The sequence below is a fragment of the Candidatus Stygibacter australis genome (genome assembly GCA_030765845.1).
Taxonomy (GTDB): domain Bacteria; phylum Cloacimonadota; class Cloacimonadia; order Cloacimonadales; family TCS61; genus Stygibacter; species Stygibacter australis.
This window is the reverse complement of the sequence record JAVCDJ010000028.1, coordinates 43,836-63,289: the sequence shown is the minus strand read 5'-3', so window position 1 is coordinate 63,289 and position 19,454 is coordinate 43,836. Positions and strand designations below refer to the sequence as shown.

At 38.3% G+C, this 19,454-nt stretch carries 16 protein-coding genes; 11 read left to right on the top strand and 5 right to left on the bottom strand.

What is annotated here, in order from left to right:
* Positions 1-48: 48 nt before the first annotated feature.
* Together RAO94_01650 and RAO94_01645 are read right to left on the bottom strand one after the other, a co-directional pair.
* Positions 49-498 (bottom strand): hypothetical protein, encoded by a 450-nt coding sequence (locus RAO94_01650; protein ID MDP8321033.1) that lies wholly within the window; start codon positions 496-498, stop codon positions 49-51.
* A 605-nt stretch (positions 499-1,103) separates the two neighbouring features.
* Positions 1,104-1,850 (bottom strand): peptidylprolyl isomerase, encoded by a 747-nt coding sequence (locus RAO94_01645; protein MDP8321032.1) that lies wholly within the window; start codon positions 1,848-1,850, stop codon positions 1,104-1,106.
* Positions 1,851-2,022: 172 nt separating this feature from the next.
* Here RAO94_01645 and RAO94_01640 point away from each other — a divergent pair, with 172 nt between their 5' ends.
* From RAO94_01640 to RAO94_01625, 4 genes are all read left to right on the top strand, one after another.
* Entirely contained in the window at positions 2,023-3,351 is a 1,329-nt protein-coding gene (locus tag RAO94_01640) for a PAS domain S-box protein (protein ID MDP8321031.1), read from the top strand.
* Positions 3,352-3,504: 153 nt separating this feature from the next.
* Positions 3,505-5,382, top strand: a complete 1,878-nt coding sequence (locus RAO94_01635) for an ABC-F family ATP-binding cassette domain-containing protein (GenBank protein MDP8321030.1) — start codon at positions 3,505-3,507, stop codon at positions 5,380-5,382.
* Between the two features lie 15 nt (positions 5,383-5,397).
* Positions 5,398-6,201 carry an HD domain-containing protein gene (locus RAO94_01630; GenBank protein MDP8321029.1) on the top strand — a complete coding sequence of 268 codons (804 nt, stop codon included), beginning with the start codon at positions 5,398-5,400 and terminating at the stop codon, positions 6,199-6,201.
* A gap of 10 nt (positions 6,202-6,211) precedes the next feature.
* A complete protein-coding gene (locus tag RAO94_01625) occupies positions 6,212-6,715 on the top strand; it encodes an HAD-IIIA family hydrolase (GenBank protein ID MDP8321028.1) in 504 nt (167 codons plus the stop codon).
* Here RAO94_01625 and RAO94_01620 read toward each other — a convergent pair.
* Positions 6,712-8,109, bottom strand: a complete 1,398-nt coding sequence (locus RAO94_01620) for a PAS domain S-box protein (protein ID MDP8321027.1) — start codon at positions 8,107-8,109, stop codon at positions 6,712-6,714. The two genes, RAO94_01625 and RAO94_01620, sit on opposite strands and share 4 nt — an antisense overlap.
* A 560-nt stretch (positions 8,110-8,669) precedes the next feature.
* Between RAO94_01620 and RAO94_01615 the strand changes: the two genes are divergently transcribed.
* From RAO94_01615 to RAO94_01585, 7 genes are all read left to right on the top strand, one after another.
* Positions 8,670-10,046: a sigma-54 dependent transcriptional regulator gene (locus RAO94_01615; protein MDP8321026.1), complete on the top strand. Its 1,377-nt coding sequence runs from the start codon at positions 8,670-8,672 to the stop codon at positions 10,044-10,046.
* A complete protein-coding gene (locus RAO94_01610) occupies positions 10,036-11,391 on the top strand; it encodes an ATP-binding protein (GenBank protein ID MDP8321025.1) in 1,356 nt (451 codons plus the stop codon). Before RAO94_01615 ends, RAO94_01610 begins: the two co-directional genes overlap by 11 nt.
* A gap of 694 nt (positions 11,392-12,085) precedes the next feature.
* Positions 12,086-12,859 carry an HD domain-containing protein gene (locus RAO94_01605; GenBank protein ID MDP8321024.1) on the top strand — a complete coding sequence of 258 codons (774 nt, stop codon included), beginning with the start codon at positions 12,086-12,088 and terminating at the stop codon, positions 12,857-12,859.
* An 85-nt stretch (positions 12,860-12,944) separates the two neighbouring features.
* Positions 12,945-13,721: a hypothetical protein gene (locus RAO94_01600; GenBank protein ID MDP8321023.1), complete on the top strand. Its 777-nt coding sequence runs from the start codon at positions 12,945-12,947 to the stop codon at positions 13,719-13,721.
* Positions 13,721-15,616: a hypothetical protein gene (locus tag RAO94_01595; GenBank protein MDP8321022.1), complete on the top strand. Its 1,896-nt coding sequence runs from the start codon at positions 13,721-13,723 to the stop codon at positions 15,614-15,616. The genes RAO94_01600 and RAO94_01595 overlap by 1 nt, the downstream gene beginning before the upstream one ends.
* An 8-nt stretch (positions 15,617-15,624) precedes the next feature.
* The gene (locus RAO94_01590; protein ID MDP8321021.1) at positions 15,625-15,837 is read left to right on the top strand and encodes a hypothetical protein; all 213 of its coding nucleotides are present in this window, start codon (positions 15,625-15,627) and stop codon (positions 15,835-15,837) included.
* The gene (locus tag RAO94_01585) at positions 15,838-16,731 is read left to right on the top strand and encodes a DUF58 domain-containing protein (protein MDP8321020.1); all 894 of its coding nucleotides are present in this window, start codon (positions 15,838-15,840) and stop codon (positions 16,729-16,731) included. It abuts the gene before it with no gap.
* On the opposite strand, the gene RAO94_01580 is transcribed toward RAO94_01585, so the two are convergent.
* Complete coding sequence (locus RAO94_01580) at positions 16,732-18,393, bottom strand: SpoIIE family protein phosphatase (GenBank protein MDP8321019.1); 1,662 nt, start codon at positions 18,391-18,393, stop codon at positions 16,732-16,734. It abuts the gene before it with no gap.
* A 3-nt stretch (positions 18,394-18,396) separates the two neighbouring features.
* Positions 18,397-19,452 (bottom strand): mannose-1-phosphate guanylyltransferase, encoded by a 1,056-nt coding sequence (locus tag RAO94_01575; GenBank protein ID MDP8321018.1) that lies wholly within the window; start codon positions 19,450-19,452, stop codon positions 18,397-18,399.
* Positions 19,453-19,454 lie beyond the last annotated feature (2 nt).

The window sequence follows — 19,454 nt, the reverse complement described above, 5'->3', positions numbered from 1 at the left end:
TTTATTTTTTATATTACCTTTTCGATTCTGAATAAATAGTTTATTAAATCATCTAAGTACAAAATAAGTTATCCAATATAAAATAGCTCCTAAAGCAATTAAACCAGTCAGCATTAACTGCGAAACAACTTTAAATTTGATCTCTCTTGGAGTAAGTGGTCGTTTTTCCTTTCTCAGCTTCTTCTCTTTCATTGAACCTATCACCACTCCCAGAGCCAATCCGAATGCCGGGCCTAAAACTATCCCCACAATGATTTGTTTCAAAGCAATACCAATGGGTAACGATATAGCAAAACCCAAGGGCATAAAGGTCGCAATTCCCCTGCCAATGCGATTCTTCTCTGATTGAATACCTTCAGCTTCCTCATTCTCTTTCTTGATCTTTAAAGCCATAATGATCACAATCGTGATGACCAGTAAAAATGCTGCCATCATTATAATAATGATTGAATCACCGTTAAAAATCTGCCGTAATAAATCATTTGATCCAGAACCCATAATTCCTCCAGATATTTTCTTCTCCAGCTGCAAAATTCTCACTAAAGCAAATTTATATCCCTTGCCTGCAAAGGGTCAATCTTTTTTTGTTATACTCTCTGATTTCCCGAAAGAAGACAGTTTAGTTTCCACCATCCAAGACCTTCCTGATATTCACGCATCCCCTCGAAATTAATTGCAATTGCGTCAGCGCTGAATTATTATATTAAGCCATTTTCATTAACCACCAACTTCAGTTGGTGGGCATTGAATACAAAAGATGTGTAGTCACTTTAGTGACTTCAACAACTTATATAAATATTTATGAAATTTTCAAATGAATAATCTAAGCATAGAATTATAAAAGTGGCTGAAGCCACAATATGTTTTTGTTATATTCAGCCCACCGATTAAAATCGGTGGTTAATGAGATTGAGAAAATTAACAACTGGAATCATACTTAACTCATATAATATCTGATTGTTAGGCAGTTTCCATCTTCAAAATACAGGGGAAATCAGCAGGGAATAAAGACAAAATTGAGAGTAAATTAACCTGAAAATAATACCGGCTGGTAGATTTCCACCAGCCGGTAAATTTATGCGTGAGTAAAAGTAATATTGCTCTTAAAACATCTCAACCAGGAATTTCTTCCTCATTTCATTAACCTTGGCGAGATATGTTTCCCGCTGCAGCTGAGAGCTTAAGTCTTTTTTTACCTTATCTTTGACTTTATCAAATACTGGTTTTTCACTTTCAGTTTTGCTGTTAAGCTTGATCAGATGATAGCCGAACTGAGTTTTTACGGGTATTGAGATTTCATTTATGGCTAAAGTGAAAGCTATGTTGTCATATTCAGGTACCATTTGTCCCCTTTCATAACTGCCAAGGGTTCCACCGCGTTCATTAGAAGGACAGGTTGAATGCTGTTTGGCAGCATCTTCAAAACTGATCTCTTCACTAACAATCTTATTTCTCAGTTCAAGGCACAGCTCTTCAGAATCCACCAGGATATGGCTTGTATCAGCGGTTTCTTTTTTCCCGAATTTTGTGGGATCCTGATTAAAATGAGCGCGTAAATCGTCATTATTGATCTTAGTTGCCGCCATAACGCTGTTGATGTTCAGCTGCGTGAGGATAAAATCTCGTGCTTTTGCCATTTCCTGCTGATAGGATTCAGTTTCATCAAGCTTGCGTTCAATAGCGTCATTTAAGAATAATTCCTGATTGATGAGTTCGTTCAATACGTGTTTAATACCTTCTTCATTTCTATATTGGGCTGCAGTTTGAGGTTCGAGTCTCTGGATAAAATTTTCCACATCCAGCAGAGAGATTTCTTTGCCATTCACTTTTGCAAGAATCTTATTTTCCATTCCTATACTCCTTAATAATTTTATGTCTGATTATTTTAGCAGGGATTATGTGTCAAATGGTATCCCTGATCAGAATGATAATTGTCCCTTTAAATTTATTTTAGTTGACTATAAATTTGAATTCTGCTACATATTGTCTTAGTTAAGTAATCTCAATTTTGAGGGAGTGTTTATGCGTTTTAGACATTTAGAAAAAGAAAGTTTATTACAGCAATGTCTTGATATTTCCAGTGGCATGTTTATTGGACTTGATAAAATGGGAATTGTTATCCTGGCAAATGCGAAAGCTTCTGAAATATTGGGCTTTCCCATAGACGAGATCACTGGAAAGAACTGGTTTAAGAGTTTTATTCCCGGATCAGAAGGGGAAGAGATCAGAGCTGTTTTTGCAAAATTAATTTCTGGAGAGATCACATCAGTAGAATTCTTTGAAAATGAAGTGTTAACCAGTACTGGAGAATTAAAAACTATCTTGTGGCATAATTCCATTACATATGACAGGAAAAATAATGTAACGGGCTTGCTGAGTTCTGGAAAAGATATCACAGATCTTAAGGACACAAGTTCGGCATTAATGAAAAAAGAACTGCAATTGCAGAAAATATTTGATCTGCTGCCAATAGGTTTATGGATAACGGATGAAAATGGTAAGCTGGTGAGTGGAAATCCTGCCGGAGTAAAAATCTGGGGTGCAGAGCCACACGTTAGCATGGAAGAATATGGAGTATTTAAAGCCTGGCGCATGCCCGGACACGAAGAGATCTTGCCCGAGGACTGGGCTTTGGCACATACTATCAAAGAAGGTGTGACAATTGAAAATGAGCTTTTGGAAATTGAAGCCTTTGATGGGAAAAAGAAACTGATCCTGAATTATACTGCTCCGGTAATGAATAATGAGAGTAAAATTGAAGGAGCAATAGTTCTCAATCTGGATGTAACGGAAGAAAAGAAATTGGAACAATCTCTTGCCGAGAGTGAAGAACGCTTTCAGCAGGCGATTAAAGCAACTAATGATGGTCTTTTTGACTGGAATCTCAAAACAGATCAAGTTTATTATTCTCCACACTGGAAGAAAATGCTGGGATACGAAGATGATGAAGTATCAAATATTCTTTCGGAATGGGAAAGACTCACTCATCCAGATGATGTCGATATCACTATGAAGATGGTTGATGATTTACTTAAAGGGAAAATTGATCGTTTAGAGATTGAATTTAAAATGAAGCATAAAGATGGTCACTGGGTGGATATTCTCTCAAGAGCAAATAAAGTTCTGGATAAAAACGGTAAAGCAGTGCGTATTGTAGGAACTCACGTGGATATCACAGAATTGAAACAATATCGTGAGAAACTGGAAGAGCTTGTTTTGCAGAGGACACAAGACCTGGAAGAAAAAAATGCCGAATTGCAGAGATATAATAAGCTGTTTATTGGCAGAGAGTTCAGGATCAAAGAGCTACGCGAAGAAGTGAAGGCATTAAAGAGGAAACTCTCTAAATAAAAACCAGATATAGAATTTTAATTTCATAGACTTGAATTATTAAAAGATTTTTATTTTATATACACATATCAACCGTCTATAATCAGTTACTCTTTCTCTTTTTTTACTTGCCCTTAAGAAGATTAATTATTTGTTTGCCAATGGGAGTTTAACATGATTGAAATCGGCGTGAATGGACTGGCAAAAAGATTTTCTACCCAACCAGTATTCACTGATATATCCTTTGATATACAAACTGGAGAAAAACTGGGTATGGTGGGCAGTAATGGCACAGGCAAAACCACTATATTCAAGATCATAACCGGACTTGAAGGGGCAGATTCCGGGCAGATAACTCTTCGAAAAGGTTGTCGTGCTGGTTATTTGCAGCAGGAACCTGATAATTATGATACTGAAACCGTACGACAAGTAATATTGCTGGCTTTTAAAGAACAACTTAAGCAGGCAGAGCGATTACAATATCTGGAAATAGAGCTGGCTGATGCCAGGGGTGATCATCTGGAATCCTTGACCAATGAGTATGGCAATCTTCTGGCAGACTTTGAACAGCAGGAAGGCTATCAGATCGAAGTGGAACTGGCAAAGATCTGCACCGGACTGGAAATTCCGCAATCTATGCTGATGCAATCCTTTATTTTGCTAAGTGGAGGAGAAAAAACACGGGTAATGCTGGCAAAAATTCTGCTGGAAAAACCTGATGTACTACTTCTGGATGAGCCCACAAATCATCTTGATATTGCCGCAAGTGAATGGCTGGAAGATTACTTGAAAAGCTATGCAGGAGCAGCATTGATCATCTCGCATGATCGCTATTTCCTTGATAAGACGGTAAATGGGATTATTGAGATTGAAGCAGGAAAGTCAATGCGGTTTGCAGGCAATTATTCTGCTTATTGTCAGGAAAAGGAACGCCGTTTACTGACAGAATTTGAGAATTTCAAAAATATCCAGAAGAAGATCAAAGCTATGAAAGCAGCAGCAGAGAGATATCGCATCTGGGGCAGGATCAACCCTGATAATAGCGCTCATTTTGCCAGAGCAAAGAAACTGGAAGCCAGGATAGAAGAACTGCAGCAAATAGATAAACCTCAGGAAAAATATAAGATCAAGATGCAATTCTCAGGAACAAGAAGATCAGGTAATGACGTGCTGATAGCAGAAAAACTCACAAAAAGTTTTGGAGACAAGCTGCTTTTTAAGAAGGCAGATTTCCTTATGAAATACAAAGAGAGAATGGCATTTATCGGTCGTAATGGCAGTGGGAAAACCACTTTTTTCAAAATGGCATTGCAGGAAGAAAAGCCTGATAACGGTAATATAAGGCTGGGAGCCAGTACCCTTCCAGGGGTGATGGAACAGGATATCAGGTTTTCTGACAGTAAATCGACCGTGATAGAAACCTTCCGGGAAGCATTTCCCATGACTGAAGGTGAAGCACGTAATATCCTGGCAAAATTTCTGTTTCGTGGAGATGATGTTTTCAAGAAAATTGCCGTACTTTCCGGTGGTGAAAAGGTAAGATTGCGTATCTGCTTTCTGATGCATAGCAACCTTAATCTTCTCATGCTGGATGAGCCTACAAATCACCTTGATATTGAGTCCCGGGAAATGATAGAAGAAGCACTTGCTGAATTTGAAGGATCTATTATATTTATCTCACATGATCGCTATTTCATCAATAAAATTGCTGATTCAGTAGTGGCTCTGGAGAATGCCTCTTTTAAAAGATATGAAGGTAATTATGACTACTATCGTCAAAAAATAAAACAGAAAGCTAATCAGCAAATTCATAAACCGGCTGCTGCATCGAAACCTAAAACCCAGACCAGTCGCAAAGTTAACCCTCTTCTGGTCTCTCAACTGGAATATGAGATTGAAGAAGTGGAAATAAGAAGGCAGGCTATGGTAGATGCAATGGAAAAAAATTCTACCGATTATCAGAAATTAATGGAATTACACCATGAAAAAGATGATTGTGATGCCCATCTGGAAGAATTACTCCTGAGATGGGAAGAATTACTGCAAAAATAATAAAAGGAAAACAATATGAAAAAATCAATTAAACAAACCCACATGGAAAAACAGGTTCTCAAAAAACTACGTGGCGTATCCCATAATATTGCTGAATATATGTTTATGGATGAGGAAATCCTGGCTCTACAGGATTATGCTAATATCGTGTCGATCAAACGGCTGGGCTTTAATGATCATGGTCCCGTGCACATGCTCAAAGCAACCTTAAATGCTCTCTCAATGCTCGATCTGCTGATTGATGCCGGCATTGACCTTAATCTTAAAAGCGAGGGAATTGGTGATAATGACGATAGCAGGGTAGTGGTGTTGATTGCCGCTTTGCTGCATGATATTGGCATGACAGTATCTCGAGATAAGCATGAATTTATGGGCGTTAATTTAGCATTGCCGATAGTTAACCGGATATTAGAGAATTATTATTCAGATGATATGACCAAGCGTGTGATCCTACGCTCTATAATACTGGAATGTATTCTGGGACATATGGCAACCCAGAAAATCCAGTCGTTGGAAGCTGGACTGGTACTGATTGGTGATGGTTGCGACATGGAGCAGGGACGAGCAAGAATTTCTCTTAAACTTGCTGATATTGCCCGACGTGGAGATATTCACCGATATTCCTCCAGTGCCATCAAGAAGGTAAAAATTGTAAGAGGAGATATCAGACCGATTAAAATAGAGGTGCAAATGGTTGAATCTGTGGGTTTCTTCCAGATCGAAGAAGTGCTTTATCCCAAGATCCAATCAAGCCCTGTAAAGAAATATATCGAACTCACTGCTGGTGTGATCGGGAGAGAGATGAAGCAGTACTTATAAAGAAGGTAATATGGTAAACTATGTTTTAAGACCAGCATTGTGCCTTGATCTGGATGATACTGTCCGCTACAGCAAGAAAGGAGATTATATCAATAGTCCTGCTGATATAGTCCTGTTTGATGGCGTAGAAGAAACCATCTGGGGCTATAAAAATGAAGGATTCCTAATTTGCGGTATCTCCAATCAGGGTGGAATTGCCTATGGACACAAAACGCCGGAAGATAATGAAGCAGAACTAAAGTATACTGGAGAACTGTTCACAAATGACCCTTTTGATATGATCATTTCCTGCTACCAAATGCCGGGAGGAAAAATATTCCCCTACAATCACCGTTCTTTATTGCGAAAACCTGATATCGGAATGCTTGTTCAGTGCGAACTTCAAGCCTGGCAGCAGGGGATTATCATTGACTGGACAAAAAGCATAATGGTGGGTGACCGGGATACTGACGAGCAATGTGCCCTTAATGCAGGTATTCAATTTAGCTGGGCAACAGATTTTTTCTTTCGTTAATGAAGGTTTTCAAATATATCTAATTTCTCTTTAAGTTCCTTGATTTCGTCTCTGAGTTCCTTTATCCTGAATTCTCTATTCACCATGACACTAAACTGATGGTTAAGCTCATTGTATTTCTTTTGTATCTCAGCTGTTTTTTCTTCAACCAGCTCTGCCAGATGGTCACGATGCATTCGTAACTCGTTTTCCACTTTTTTCCGCTTTGTGATGTCCACGATTGCTACATATATTTTTTCCCAGTCTTTTTCATAACCCGGAGCTATATTAACAGTAATTTCCACATTCATTAAATTACCATTGAAGGTTAGTTCCTCAGTTTCTGCTACAAATGATCCCTTATTGGAATAAAGCCAGCATATCTCATCCTGCATTGTCTTTGTTGAGTATTCCGTGAATATCTTATTCAAAGAGATCATAAATTCATGATTTGAGTTAGCTTCAAACATTTCTACGGTTTTTGTATTAACTCTGATCACTTTCACCATTTCTGCGCATTTAAATAATTCCTCTGGATTCTCATCAAAATAGGACTTCAGGTTTTTTGGGGTTTCAAATGGTAAATTATCTAAATAACGCTTAAGTTCTGAGAAATCTTCCTCCCAGAGAGAAATGGGAGAATTTTCAAATAAACTCCTGAATTTGATTTCATTAGATTCCAGCTTTTCCATTAATTGTTTTCTTTCACTGATATCATTGATAAATACAAATTTATAATTTACTCCAGAAAATTCCTGATGATGGATCAATATCTCCACCAGCAGCTTTTCGCCACTTTTTCGCATAAGTTCAGTATCATATTTCTTAAAATCCTCGTTTTGAACTTCCTGCCAGAAAATTTCCTTATTTTCCTGATAACTGTCAGGAATGATATCTTCCCAGTTAAATTCATTCATCTGCTCTCTGCTGTAACCCAGCATCTTGCAACCATAATCATTCACATAATGAAGCTCTTTGGATTCATTCAGCCAGTAAGTACCAACCCGGGCATACATCAGAGAATATTTGAATAGATCCAAAGTGTTTTCATTTTCCTTACCTTCAGTGATATTTCTTCCAGAACCGATAATTTCTCGCAATGCTCCATTATTATCAAAAAAACCCTTTACATTCCAGTCCACCCAGATAGCTTTATCTTCTATTAACAATTCTTCCTGAAAACTAATTGTACTATTCGCGGGAGTTAGAATCGCAAGATTAACTTTCACCCTTTCAATATCTGTTGAAAACACACGAGTAAATATTCGCGTCCCTTCCATATCCTGCAAAGTCTCGTTGAATAAAAGACAATATGATTTGTTAGCATAAATAATTTCGTAATCAGAATTAGTGATCACTACCAGATCTCCAGGATTCTCAATAATTTTCAAATATTCACGATCAGTATTTCTCATTTTCTCCTCACTTTCTCCCAAAAACCCTTCAAAATTAGTTTATGCCAAATAGCAGTAAACTGTCAAATACTTTTACAAGATAATTAAGCATCCCCCCGAAATTTAATGGATAATCTCAGCTGTTTTTTTAATTATTCCCCGGTAGGGGATAAAGACGCATAGCCTCCGGTGAAACGAAGAGCCATCGGAGATATAAATGCCCATTGTGCAGCGCCGGTGTACTCACAGGTGCGGCGCAGATGACGACCACTATCACCCATTCCTGCGAATAAAAAAACTGCTGAGGATAAATACATAGACAGCAACTGATAACTGCCCGTAATTCTCGCCGCACTTCCGGAGTACCATCAGCGCTGCAAGTCCTACTTATCTGGTCAATTATCTATTATAAACATGCCCTGAATATATAAAAAAACAGGGGGATGCCAGCTTTTACAAGATAATATAGTATTTTTAATTACTGTACGCTTACGAACACTTTTTGTTGACGAAATATTTGCTTATCATGTATAAGGCTTTCGCAGATTTGATCTCTGATAATTGCTTAAAAAGGAGTTTCAATGATAGATAAGACAGCCAAAATCCTTGCAGTTGATGATAATGAAGACATATTATTCAGCCTTAAGCTGCTGCTCAAGAATCAGGTTGGTAAAGTAGTTCTGGAAAAAAATCCTGACCGTATCCCTGAATTAATGGAAGCAGAGGATTTTGATCTTATTCTGCTTGATATGAATTTCACCAAAGATTCGATTAGTGGTCAGGAAGGATTTCACTGGCTGGATCGGATATTGGAGATCAATCCAGAAAGTATCGTGATATTTATCACAGCTTATGGAGATGTGGAAAGGGCAGTGCAGGCAATCCGCCGTGGTGCGGTGGATTTTGTGCTCAAGCCCTGGCAGAATGAAAAACTGCTTGCTACACTATCATCAACTCTTAAGCTGAAACACTCGCAAGAAGAGAACAGCAAATTGCGTCTTCAGCAGAAAGAACTCTCTAATACAATAGATCGGTCTTTTCGTGATTTCATTGGACGCTCACAGCCCATGCAGGAAGTATTTAACACGATCAGAAAAGTTGCCGGCACTGATGCAAATGTGCTTATCCTGGGAGAAAACGGTACTGGAAAGGAACTTGTTGCCCGAGCCCTGCATCGTAATTCCAGCCGAAAAGATAAACTAATCCTCTCAGTTGACCTTGGTGCAATAACCGAAACCCTGTTTGAAAGTGAACTATTCGGGCACACAAAAGGTGCCTTCACTGATGCCAAAGCCAGCAAACCAGGACGCTTTGAAGTTGCTGACCGCGGAACCATATTCCTGGATGAGATTGGCAATCTTTCACTCCCATTACAGGCTAAATTACTCACAGTGATCGAGCGTCGCCAGGTTACCCGCGTGGGAGCTAATCATCCAGTACCTGTTGATGTACGCCTCATCTGCGCCACTAATATGCCACTATATCAGATGGTGAGTGAAAACACTTTCCGACGTGACCTGCTTTACAGGATAAATACCGTGGAAATAAAAATTCCTCCTTTGAGAGAACGAATTGATGACATCAAACCGCTGGTTGATCATTTTCTCCCCAAAATTGCTCACAAATATAAAAAAGATATTCGCTCTATCAGCAGTTCTGCCCTAAAAAAACTCCAGGATTACACCTGGCTTGGTAATGTTAGGGAACTTCAGCACGCTCTGGAGAGGGCTGTTATTCTGAGCGATTGTCAGATTCTATTACCTGATAATTTTATTCTCTCCCCTACCGATCAGCATCATGAGGAAATTGGCATCGACAGCTTCAATATAGAAGATGTGGAAAAATCACTTATCCAGAAAGTGATGCGGCAAAAAAACGGAAATATCAGCGCAGCAGCCAAGGAACTTGGTTTAACCCGTGCGTCACTATATAGAAGGTTAAAAAGATATGATCTATAAAAACTTCAAACTCAATTGTATTGTCCGCCTTTTACTGATTTCTGCCAATCTTTTTCTAGTTTATTATTCTATCAGCGAGCTCAGTTACCATATCACACCAGTACTTCTGGCAATTACCACCATTATCCAGTTCATTTCACTTTTCAGCTATATTCAGAAGATAAATCTATATCTCACCACTTTTCTGGAATCTATCCGCTATGCTGATTTCTCCCGTTCCTTTCAGATTGAAGGTCTGGGTTCCAAGTATGATGAACTAAAAAAAGTATTTAACCTGGTTATTGCCGATTTCCAGAAAATTCGCTCTGATAAGGAAGAAAACTATCATTATCTGCAAAATGTTATTCAGCACATAGGCATTGGACTTATTGCCTTTAATCAGGATGGTGAACTTGAAATGACCAATAATGCTGCCAAAAAGCTGTTCCAGGTGCATCGACTGAAAAATATCTCGGAACTTGCCCCATTAAATGAAAAATTACCCTATACTCTTCTCTCGCTTTCTACTGGTGACCGCACCCTCATCCAGATAGCTGATAATGATAATATCATGCAGCTGGCCATGTATGCTACCGAATTTAAACTCAAAGATAGAGCCATAAAACTCGTCTCTCTGCAAAATATCCAATCTGAACTCGAAGAACAGGAAATGGCTGCCTGGCAAAAACTTATCTCAGTGCTTACTCACGAAATTATGAATTCCATAACCCCTATCGCCTCTCTTTCGTCAACTGTAAATCATCTGCTCAATGAAGCAAAAGATGATGATGGTAACCCATTGCCCCTTGATAATGAAACCATTGACGATATCCGCAGTTCCATGATCACGATCAATAAAAGGTCAACTGGCTTAATTCATTTCGTGGAATCTTACCGTAATCTGACTAAAATCCCCAAACCAAAGTTTGCTATTGTACCAGTTAGCAATATCTTCAAGAATATTCACAATCTGCTTGATGAAGATATCAAAAACAAAAATGTCATCTTTACGTCAAACATTGATCCTCATTCACTGGAACTTACCGTCGATCAGGAACAGATAGAGCAGGTTCTCTTAAATCTTCTCAAAAATTCCTGTCATGCTGTTGAAGGATCTGAAAATCCCAAAATCGAACTTTGCGCTTTCCTGGAAAATCGGGGACGCGTAGCTATCCAGGTATCAGATAATGGCGCTGGCATTCTTAAAGATGTAATTGATAAGATCTTCATCCCGTTTTTTACCACCAAATCAAATGGCTCAGGTATTGGGCTCAGCCTCTCACGTCAGATCATGCGTATCCACGGTGGCTCCATCTCAGTAGAATCCAAACCCTATCAAGCCACCACCTTCACCCTGAAATTCTAATCAAATATCACTCCTATCTTATGACCTAAGTGATTACTTTTTATTAGTATTATAGGTCTTATGATCCCTATAGGTTATATTTTGACATTACAATAAGTATATATCCTGATAATTCAGCAGTAAGTTGCTTACTTGAAGTATCTCCATCCCATAATTGTGCATCTGACTAGTGCCTTTTTACCTAAACAACTGTTCTCTAATATCTTTTATGTTTTAGCATGTATCTTTAACTTAATCAATTGTTCTATTTTCCCTGATTTGGGCTATTTATCAGGTATTTCCGCCTAACTACCTGATATATTTTATTTTAACTGTATTTTTCTCCCTCAAATATAAGGCAGTGGCCCTACAGTAGGTTCCCTGTGGGTTACAAGTGTACTATTTTTAATATTCGCAACTTCAAGCTTCATTTCTGTTTTCAGTTATTATTATAACGTTTCCACAGATAAATTATCAATTTTGAGAAAATTGAGAAATTTCCCGCCACTCCGTAGGGGCAGACCCGTGTGTCTGCCCTCTTCTAATCAGGATTATTATCCCCCCCCCCACCCCCAATTCCTACCCCGGGCAGACACATAGGTCTGCCCCTTGATGTACAATGTTGATATATTAGGATATATATTGTCAAAATTTTATCCGGGATTTAATTGGTATCTGTTAAGATATGAGAGTGATAAATATGATAAGGCGGTGAATGGAAGTGGAATATAAAAACCTGAGAAACTGGTTTGATGAATATACATCTGATTATGCAGAAGGAACTGACCGGCATAATATCATCCTGAAGATAGAGCATACGCAGAGAGTAGTATCAGATATAAATGAGATTGGCATAGAATTGGGATTAACCAGGACCAGGCTTGATCTGGCAAAGATAATTGGTTTGCTGCATGACATAGGTAGATTCGAGCAATATCGGCGCTATGGCACCTTTAGTGATACGAAATCAATTGATCATGCTGAGCTGGGAGTGGAGATCATTATAGAAAAGGAAATTTTGCAGGACCTTCCGCAAGGCATTCGGGAAATTGTGCTCAACTCAATAAAATATCACAATAAACTCACGATACCTGAAAACGAATCGGAAGAATTGATTTTTTACAGTAAACTTCTGCGTGATGCAGATAAGCTAGATATTTTCAAAGTGGTAACTGATTATTATAAAATCCGTTATTTAGGTAGAAATGAGACGCTGGAGCTTGACCTGCCGGAAACCGGTGACGTGAGCAGGATAGTATACGAATCGGTTAAGCAGAGACAACCAGTGGATTTCAAAATGATCAAAAACCTGAATGATTTCAAGCTGCTTCAGGCGGGATGGGTATTTGAAGTAAATTTCATCCCTACTATCCGATTGTTCAAAGAGCGTGGTTATCTATCAATGATCGAGGATTCTCTTCCTTCAGATGAAGGATTAGGGGAAATATTTCAGATGATCAGGGTTTATATTGAGCAAAAACTTTTATAGTTATCTTCACTTTAGTTCAAAAGTCTTGACTATAAAAAACAGTTAGATAAATTTACAAATTGTATAAAGAGCAATACAGGAGGTAATGATGAGGCATATAATTCTATTGATAGTGCTGGTTATGATCTTTCCCCTTTGCGGATATGAGATGGATACCCTGGTGGATTCACCCACAGCGGGTATGCTGCAGCGTGGCCAAACCGATATCTTTACTGAATTTTATAAAGACAATGGTTTACTTCTGGGAGTTCGGGTAGGAATAATAGACCGAATAATGATCGGTGTGAGTTACGGAGCAGAAAACGTGGTTGGCAATAATGACCCGGAATGGCATGATCAGGTGGAATTTTACGGTAAATTCAGAATCATAGATGAGACGATAAATATGCCTGCAATGGCGCTAGGCTATGATTCTCAGGGTCACGGCAGGTTTTATAAGGAAAGCGAGGATGGGGACGAAGTAAGACGTTATGACATCAAATCTAAGGGCTTCTTTTTTACCATGACCAAGAATTTTGGCTTTTTAGGGAATTTAGGAACACATCTGGGCATGAACTACAGTCTGGAAAACACTGAAAATGACCGTCACTTGAATATTTTTACGGGAATAGATAAGACCATCGGTGATGTAGTGGTGATGAGTCTGGAATATGACATGGCAATCAATGAAGATGAAAAATGGCTGGAAACTGTCATGAATGACGAAGAATACTTCAACAAAGGCTATTTGAATGCCGGAGTGGGAGTATATTTTAATTCCAACCTATATCTTCAGATGAAATTTAATGACCTGTTGGGCAATCGGGGAGATACCAGTCTGGCAGATCGATCAATCAGGTTAAAATATTATTTTGAGATATAATGAAGAAATTTAATTACCTGTTACTATTACTGCTGGTTCTTTCGGGTTGTGCAGTCAATAAGGACATACATCAGAAGCCCTCAGAAAAACAGGCAAAACCGGTAGATCTGAATTATCTGAAATCGATGATCTATTATTCCAGTTCTGAATATATGCGCTTAGAGGGTAATTATGATACAGCCTTTGATCTGGTGCGACTGGCAGAACAAAACAGTCCGGAAAGTGTTTATCTGAAAGAGAAGATATTTGATTATTTGAAAGGTCAGGCCCGACGGGACAGCACTATAGCTGATTATATGATCCGTCTGGGCAGTGAATGGTATGAATCTGGATATTACAGCAACAAGATCTTATACAACCTGGCCCAGGCATGTATATTTCAGGGAGATATCGAACTGGCAGATAAATATTTTGCTGGCAGTCTGGGAGCCGATGCCAAAAGAGAACAGTATCTAAGCTATTTTTTATTCAGGAATAGTTATTATCCCCCTGCTGACACGCTGCTTTTAAATAAGGCAATTGCTGGAGAATGGAAAACCGAAGAAGAAAACATCATTTATGAGATAATAGATATATATAAAACACTTCATAAGGAAAAAAGAGCCAGAGATCTATTATTGAAAGCATATCATCACTGGCGCAGTATGCAATCTTTAACGAATGTAGTGGCACTAAATCAATTGCTTGATGATTGGGATTTAACTATAGAACTGCTTTCTGATCGTCAGGATAATGAAGCTGATCTGCCAGTGGGGCTGTTTAAGTACCTGATCAGTGTGTATTATGAGTCCGGGGAATTTGAGAAAGTGATTAATCTGGAAGAAGAATGCCGTTCTACTGGTGATTCTATGGTTATGAGAATACTATTTCTATCTGCTCTGCAAGCAGGAAATTATAAACTAAGTCATCAGACTGCAGATCTGCTGTTGGCTGCCGGGTTCATTGATGATGAATATTATCCATCTTTTTATGGCAGTCTCTGGGAACTGGAGATGAAGGCTGGGAATTGGACAAAGGCCCTGGAGAATTTTGAGAAGATAGAAAATGTTTTGGATAAAATGGGACTGATAATAGGATTAATGACTGACAATGATACTGAGGAATTATTATCAGAATTTCTGGAAAATTATTATAAATTGACCGATGATAAAGCTTCCGGGATGTTCTTATTGAGTATATTTAATCTAACCAGAGGAGAGCGTGAACGCGGTGAAGAACTGCTTTCACTGGTAGATAATCAATATATAAAAGATAATGATCTGGTAGCACCAGTAGCTTCTGTTTATAAAGATAAAGATATTGAATTCATTATTTCCAAATTCAATGGTGACAGTATGCTTACTGGTTTGATGTATTTTTATCTACAGGATCAAGATAAGGCATTACCATATCTGGAAAGCTCATTTGAATCTGGTGAATTGAATGCCCAGGGAGTGATAGCACTGGCTGGAATATATGTCGATAAATCTGATGAAGAGAAGATATTACCCGTCTTAAGCTGGGGTGTTGAGCATTATCCAGATAATGGTAATATATTAAATTTCTATGGCTATCAAATTGCGGTTGAGGAAGAAGAAGAATTATATTCAGAAGCAGAAAACAACCTGATAAAAGCACTTGAGATGGAACCAGAAAATGCTATGTATTGGGATAGTCTGGGCTGGCTTTTTTACCGGATGGAGAGATATAATGATGCACTTAACGCAATGAAGCATACTGATAATATAGCCATGGGACATGCTGAAATTCTTTATCATTATGCAGCAATCCTCTATGAATCCCAACTTTATGATGAAGCCCTGATGTATCTAAACTTGTTAAGCGGATTTGAGGGAGAAGAGGAATTCCAGGAAAGAGCAAAAGAACTTATGACATTAATAAAAGAAAAATATTAGGAGGCAGGATGCGATTTGTATTTGGCAAACTGAATACGATATTAATGGTGATTGCCATTATTGTGACTGTGATCGGGTATCTGATCATGGGAACCGGAGATAATACGATTTCCCCAATATTGCTCGTCGTGGCTTATGCCATATTATTCCCCGCAGCAATAATTAGCGGTGCAGATAGAAGTACTGGTGAAGAAAACGGGCGACAAAAAAAGCGGAAGTAGATGGCAGATAATCGAAATTATTTATCAGACGAATTTATTGCAACTTTGAATAAATTTTCTTTGCGTGCACGTCTGATAGTGGAAGGATTTAAAATAGGATTGCATAAATCACCTTACCACGGATTCAGTGTGGAATTCTCTGATCACCGGCAATATAATCCAGGTGATCCAGTGGCACATATTGACTGGAAGGTGTTTGGCAAAACTGACCGCTATTACATCAAGCGCTATGAAGAAGAAACGAATCTGAAGAGCTATATTCTGCTTGATCATAGTGCATCTATGGGCTATGGAAAGGGCAAAATGAATAAACTTGAATACGGCAAGGCACTGGCATCATCACTTGCCTGGCTGATGATGAGCCAACAGGATGCTGTGGGTTTAATTACCTATAATAATGAACTTACTTCTTATTTACCTCCCCGATCACTCCGTTCATATCTGGATGAGATATTCAAGAAATTATATAATCTGGAAAGTGGTGATAGAACCAGTACAGCAAAAGTGCTTCATAAACTGGCAGAGCAGGTGCGCAAGCGAGGGTTGATCGTTCTCATCTCTGATATGCTGGATGATCTTGACGAGCTATTTTCGGGTTTACAGCATTTCAGACATCAGAAACACGAAGTGATACTATTTCATATTCAGGATCAGGATGAGCTTGATTTTGATTTCAAACGGGAGACAGAATTCATCGATGCTGAGACTAAAGAAAAGATAACCGTAAATCCCTGGATGATCAGAAGGGATTATCAGCAGGAATATGGGAATTATACCAAAGAACTTAAAAGACGATGTTATGAAGCTGGAATCGAGTATAATCCTATTACCACATCGACACCGTTTGAGAAGAATCTACTCGACTATCTGGTGAAAAGATCAAGACTGTATTGATCAAATTTTAGGGTCAAGCAGACATATAACCTGGAGTATTTCACCCAGAGTTTTAAATTTTACCTTCTTTAAATAACCTTCAGATTTAATATCCAGTGCATTGAGTTGCAAAACAATCTGATCCTTGGTCAAAGGTTGCATCAGCGATTGATCATAAAGATAAACATCATTTTCATTCGAATTGTAAGTTTTTAACCAGAAATGACACTCTACATTACCATTATCAAATACTTGAAGCAGAAGAAAACCTGAAATGAAATTACTTTCACCCTGAAAAGTTTCTGAACTGAATAAACGATTGATATCACGCTCAAATAACCTGGCAAATGCTTTGTTATTAGTGTATTGGAATAAAAAATCACTGCATTGGATATCTTCGAGTTCAAGATCCTCAGGAATGTCTGCCTGATAATATTCCCTGATACCCTTCATAGAGAAGGATTTTGTTTTAAAAAAGGATACAAGAGTGAAATCATCCTGGCTGATGTCATAGCCCGACATTTTAATATGCTCCATAATTTCCAAAGATGCAGTAAAAGGATGTGTACCAGGGATTTTGTCATTTAATACTTTGAGAAGAGCTTCCTGACCAAGGCGTGAATTATCAGGAAGTGTGCATTCAAATAAGCCATCAGTATAAATAAATATTGTCTGATCATCATTAATAAGGAGGTTATTTTCATCCGTTTCAGAATATAGATGATTTGGCAGCCAACCTACCGGGATATTCCCCTTATCATTTTCTATGAGCCTGGCTTTCTCTTCCTGATGATCATAAACAATAATTTCAGGATGCCCGGCTCTAATATAGCGGATTTCATTTGTGGAAACATTTACTGTGCCCAGAATAATAGTCATATAATTATTATTAATAAACAGGTACTTACAGAGTATTTTATTGAGCAAATTAAGTATCTGTGAAGGGACGATATCCGGTTTTGCCTGATCAATTAGCATATTAATTGTAGCATTTGCAGCCATCATGAGCATGGCAGCCTTTAGTCCATGCCCTGATACGTCACCCAGATAAAAGACATAATTATCTTTATCAACTGCATGATACCCAAAAAGATCACCCCCAACATCCAGAGAAGGAACATAGGCTGTTGAAAAGATCAACTCATCACTTATCAACAACCATTCGGGAAGGAGATATTCCTGTACAGTGCGAGCCAAAGAAAGATCCTGCTTGATCTCCAAAAACATTCTTTCCTGCTGCTTGGAGATGGCAATCTGCTTTTCTTCTGCGATTTTGATCCTTTGCTGCAAAAGTATATCAGCAGAAATCTCTTTCAGATGGTTTTCAAAAATCTTAAAATCTACCGGTTTGCTGATGAATGCGCTGATATGGAAATCTATAGCTTCCATAAAATATTTAATATCTCTGTGAGCAGAAATGATAATGATCTTAATATGACTGTCTTCTTCTCTGATTGTTTTAATCATTTCCAGGCCTGTAACTTGCGGCATTCTAATGTCAGTAATGATCAGATCAGGTTTTTCTGATTTGTATTTCTGTAGCCCGGATAACCCATCTTCAGCAGTGATCACCTTAGTAAATCTGCGGATCAGGATGTTCTTCAGAGAATGCAATGTATTTTCTGAATCTTCGCAAAGCAGGACTTTCAAATTGATTATCTGCTTTTTTATGCTTTCTGTCATCACTTATAAATAACCGTTCAGATTATTATCCTTTAAATAGCTGACCAGTTTTTTAACTTCTTCTGACCTTTCCATATCTGCTATCAGGAGTGAATCTTCAGTTTCTACTATCACCAGGTTATTGATTCCAATCAAACTTACCAGTCTATCTGAAAAAATGTAATTATCCTTGCTGTCAATAGCAAGAAATTCTCTTTTTGAGACGTTATTATCCTTGTCTTTAGGTGAAATGTCATATAGTGCTTTCCAGCTGCCCACATCACTCCAGCCAAAATTTGACGGGATAACCGCAATATTATCTGATTTTTCCATGATACCAATATCAACGGGGAGACGCGGCATTTGCTTATAAAGAGATGTGAAATCACTGCCTCTTTCATATTTTTGCCAAATAGCTTTAATTTTATCCAGTAAATCCCAGATTGCAGGCTGCAGCGTGATAAATGCTTCTCTTATTGTCTTCAAATTCCAGATAAACATACCACTATTCCAGAAAAAATTACCTCTCTCCAGATATTCCTGGGCTGTTTTCTTATCAGGTTTCTCCTTGAAGCTAACTACCTGAAATGAATTATTATTTATTTGCTCACCACTTTCTATATATCCATAGCTGGTTGCTGAATACGTAGGTGTAATACCAAATGTAACCAGCATATCCTGCCTGGCAGCAGCCTGGGCAATATCCACGCATTTATAGAATTCATCTGTGTCTGTGATCAAATGATCTGCAGCAGCTACCAGCATGGTTTCATCTTCAGGATACTTATTTCCCAGCCAGGCTAAGCTTAGTGCAATGCATGGGGCAGTATTCATTCCAAAAGGTTCAATAATGATATTTTGGGGATTAAGCTCAGGAAGATGATATTTTACCAATTCAGCCTGTCTGGCGGCAGTGACAATATAAATATCTTTAATTGATACTATTTTGAGCAGTCGATCTACAGTAAGCTTTATCATGGAATCTGTGCTAACGATGGGCAAAAACTGCTTGGGATTATCTTCTCTGGAAAGGGGCCAAAATCGGGAGCCAACTCCTCCTGCCATAATTAGAGCAATCATTT

Bases quoted from the DNA above. Each gene is read 5' to 3' on its own strand.
- RAO94_01650 (MDP8321033.1), bottom strand. From the start codon at position 498: ATGGGTTCTGGATCAAATGATTTATTACGGCAGATTTTTAACGGTGAT.
- RAO94_01645 (MDP8321032.1), bottom strand. From the start codon at position 1,850: ATGGAAAATAAGATTCTTGCAAAAGTGAATGGCAAAGAAATCTCTCTG.
- RAO94_01640 (MDP8321031.1), top strand. From the start codon at position 2,023: ATGCGTTTTAGACATTTAGAAAAAGAAAGTTTATTACAGCAATGTCTT.
- RAO94_01635 (MDP8321030.1), top strand. From the start codon at position 3,505: ATGATTGAAATCGGCGTGAATGGACTGGCAAAAAGATTTTCTACCCAA.
- RAO94_01630 (MDP8321029.1), top strand. From the start codon at position 5,398: ATGAAAAAATCAATTAAACAAACCCACATGGAAAAACAGGTTCTCAAA.
- RAO94_01625 (MDP8321028.1), top strand. From the start codon at position 6,212: ATGGTAAACTATGTTTTAAGACCAGCATTGTGCCTTGATCTGGATGAT.
- RAO94_01620 (MDP8321027.1), bottom strand. From the start codon at position 8,109: ATGAGAAATACTGATCGTGAATATTTGAAAATTATTGAGAATCCTGGA.
- RAO94_01615 (MDP8321026.1), top strand. From the start codon at position 8,670: ATGATAGATAAGACAGCCAAAATCCTTGCAGTTGATGATAATGAAGAC.
- RAO94_01610 (MDP8321025.1), top strand. From the start codon at position 10,036: ATGATCTATAAAAACTTCAAACTCAATTGTATTGTCCGCCTTTTACTG.
- RAO94_01605 (MDP8321024.1), top strand. From the start codon at position 12,086: ATGGAAGTGGAATATAAAAACCTGAGAAACTGGTTTGATGAATATACA.
- RAO94_01600 (MDP8321023.1), top strand. From the start codon at position 12,945: ATGATGAGGCATATAATTCTATTGATAGTGCTGGTTATGATCTTTCCC.
- RAO94_01595 (MDP8321022.1), top strand. From the start codon at position 13,721: ATGAAGAAATTTAATTACCTGTTACTATTACTGCTGGTTCTTTCGGGT.
- RAO94_01590 (MDP8321021.1), top strand. From the start codon at position 15,625: ATGCGATTTGTATTTGGCAAACTGAATACGATATTAATGGTGATTGCC.
- RAO94_01585 (MDP8321020.1), top strand. From the start codon at position 15,838: ATGGCAGATAATCGAAATTATTTATCAGACGAATTTATTGCAACTTTG.
- RAO94_01580 (MDP8321019.1), bottom strand. From the start codon at position 18,393: ATGACAGAAAGCATAAAAAAGCAGATAATCAATTTGAAAGTCCTGCTT.
- RAO94_01575 (MDP8321018.1), bottom strand. From the start codon at position 19,452: ATGATTGCTCTAATTATGGCAGGAGGAGTTGGCTCCCGATTTTGGCCC.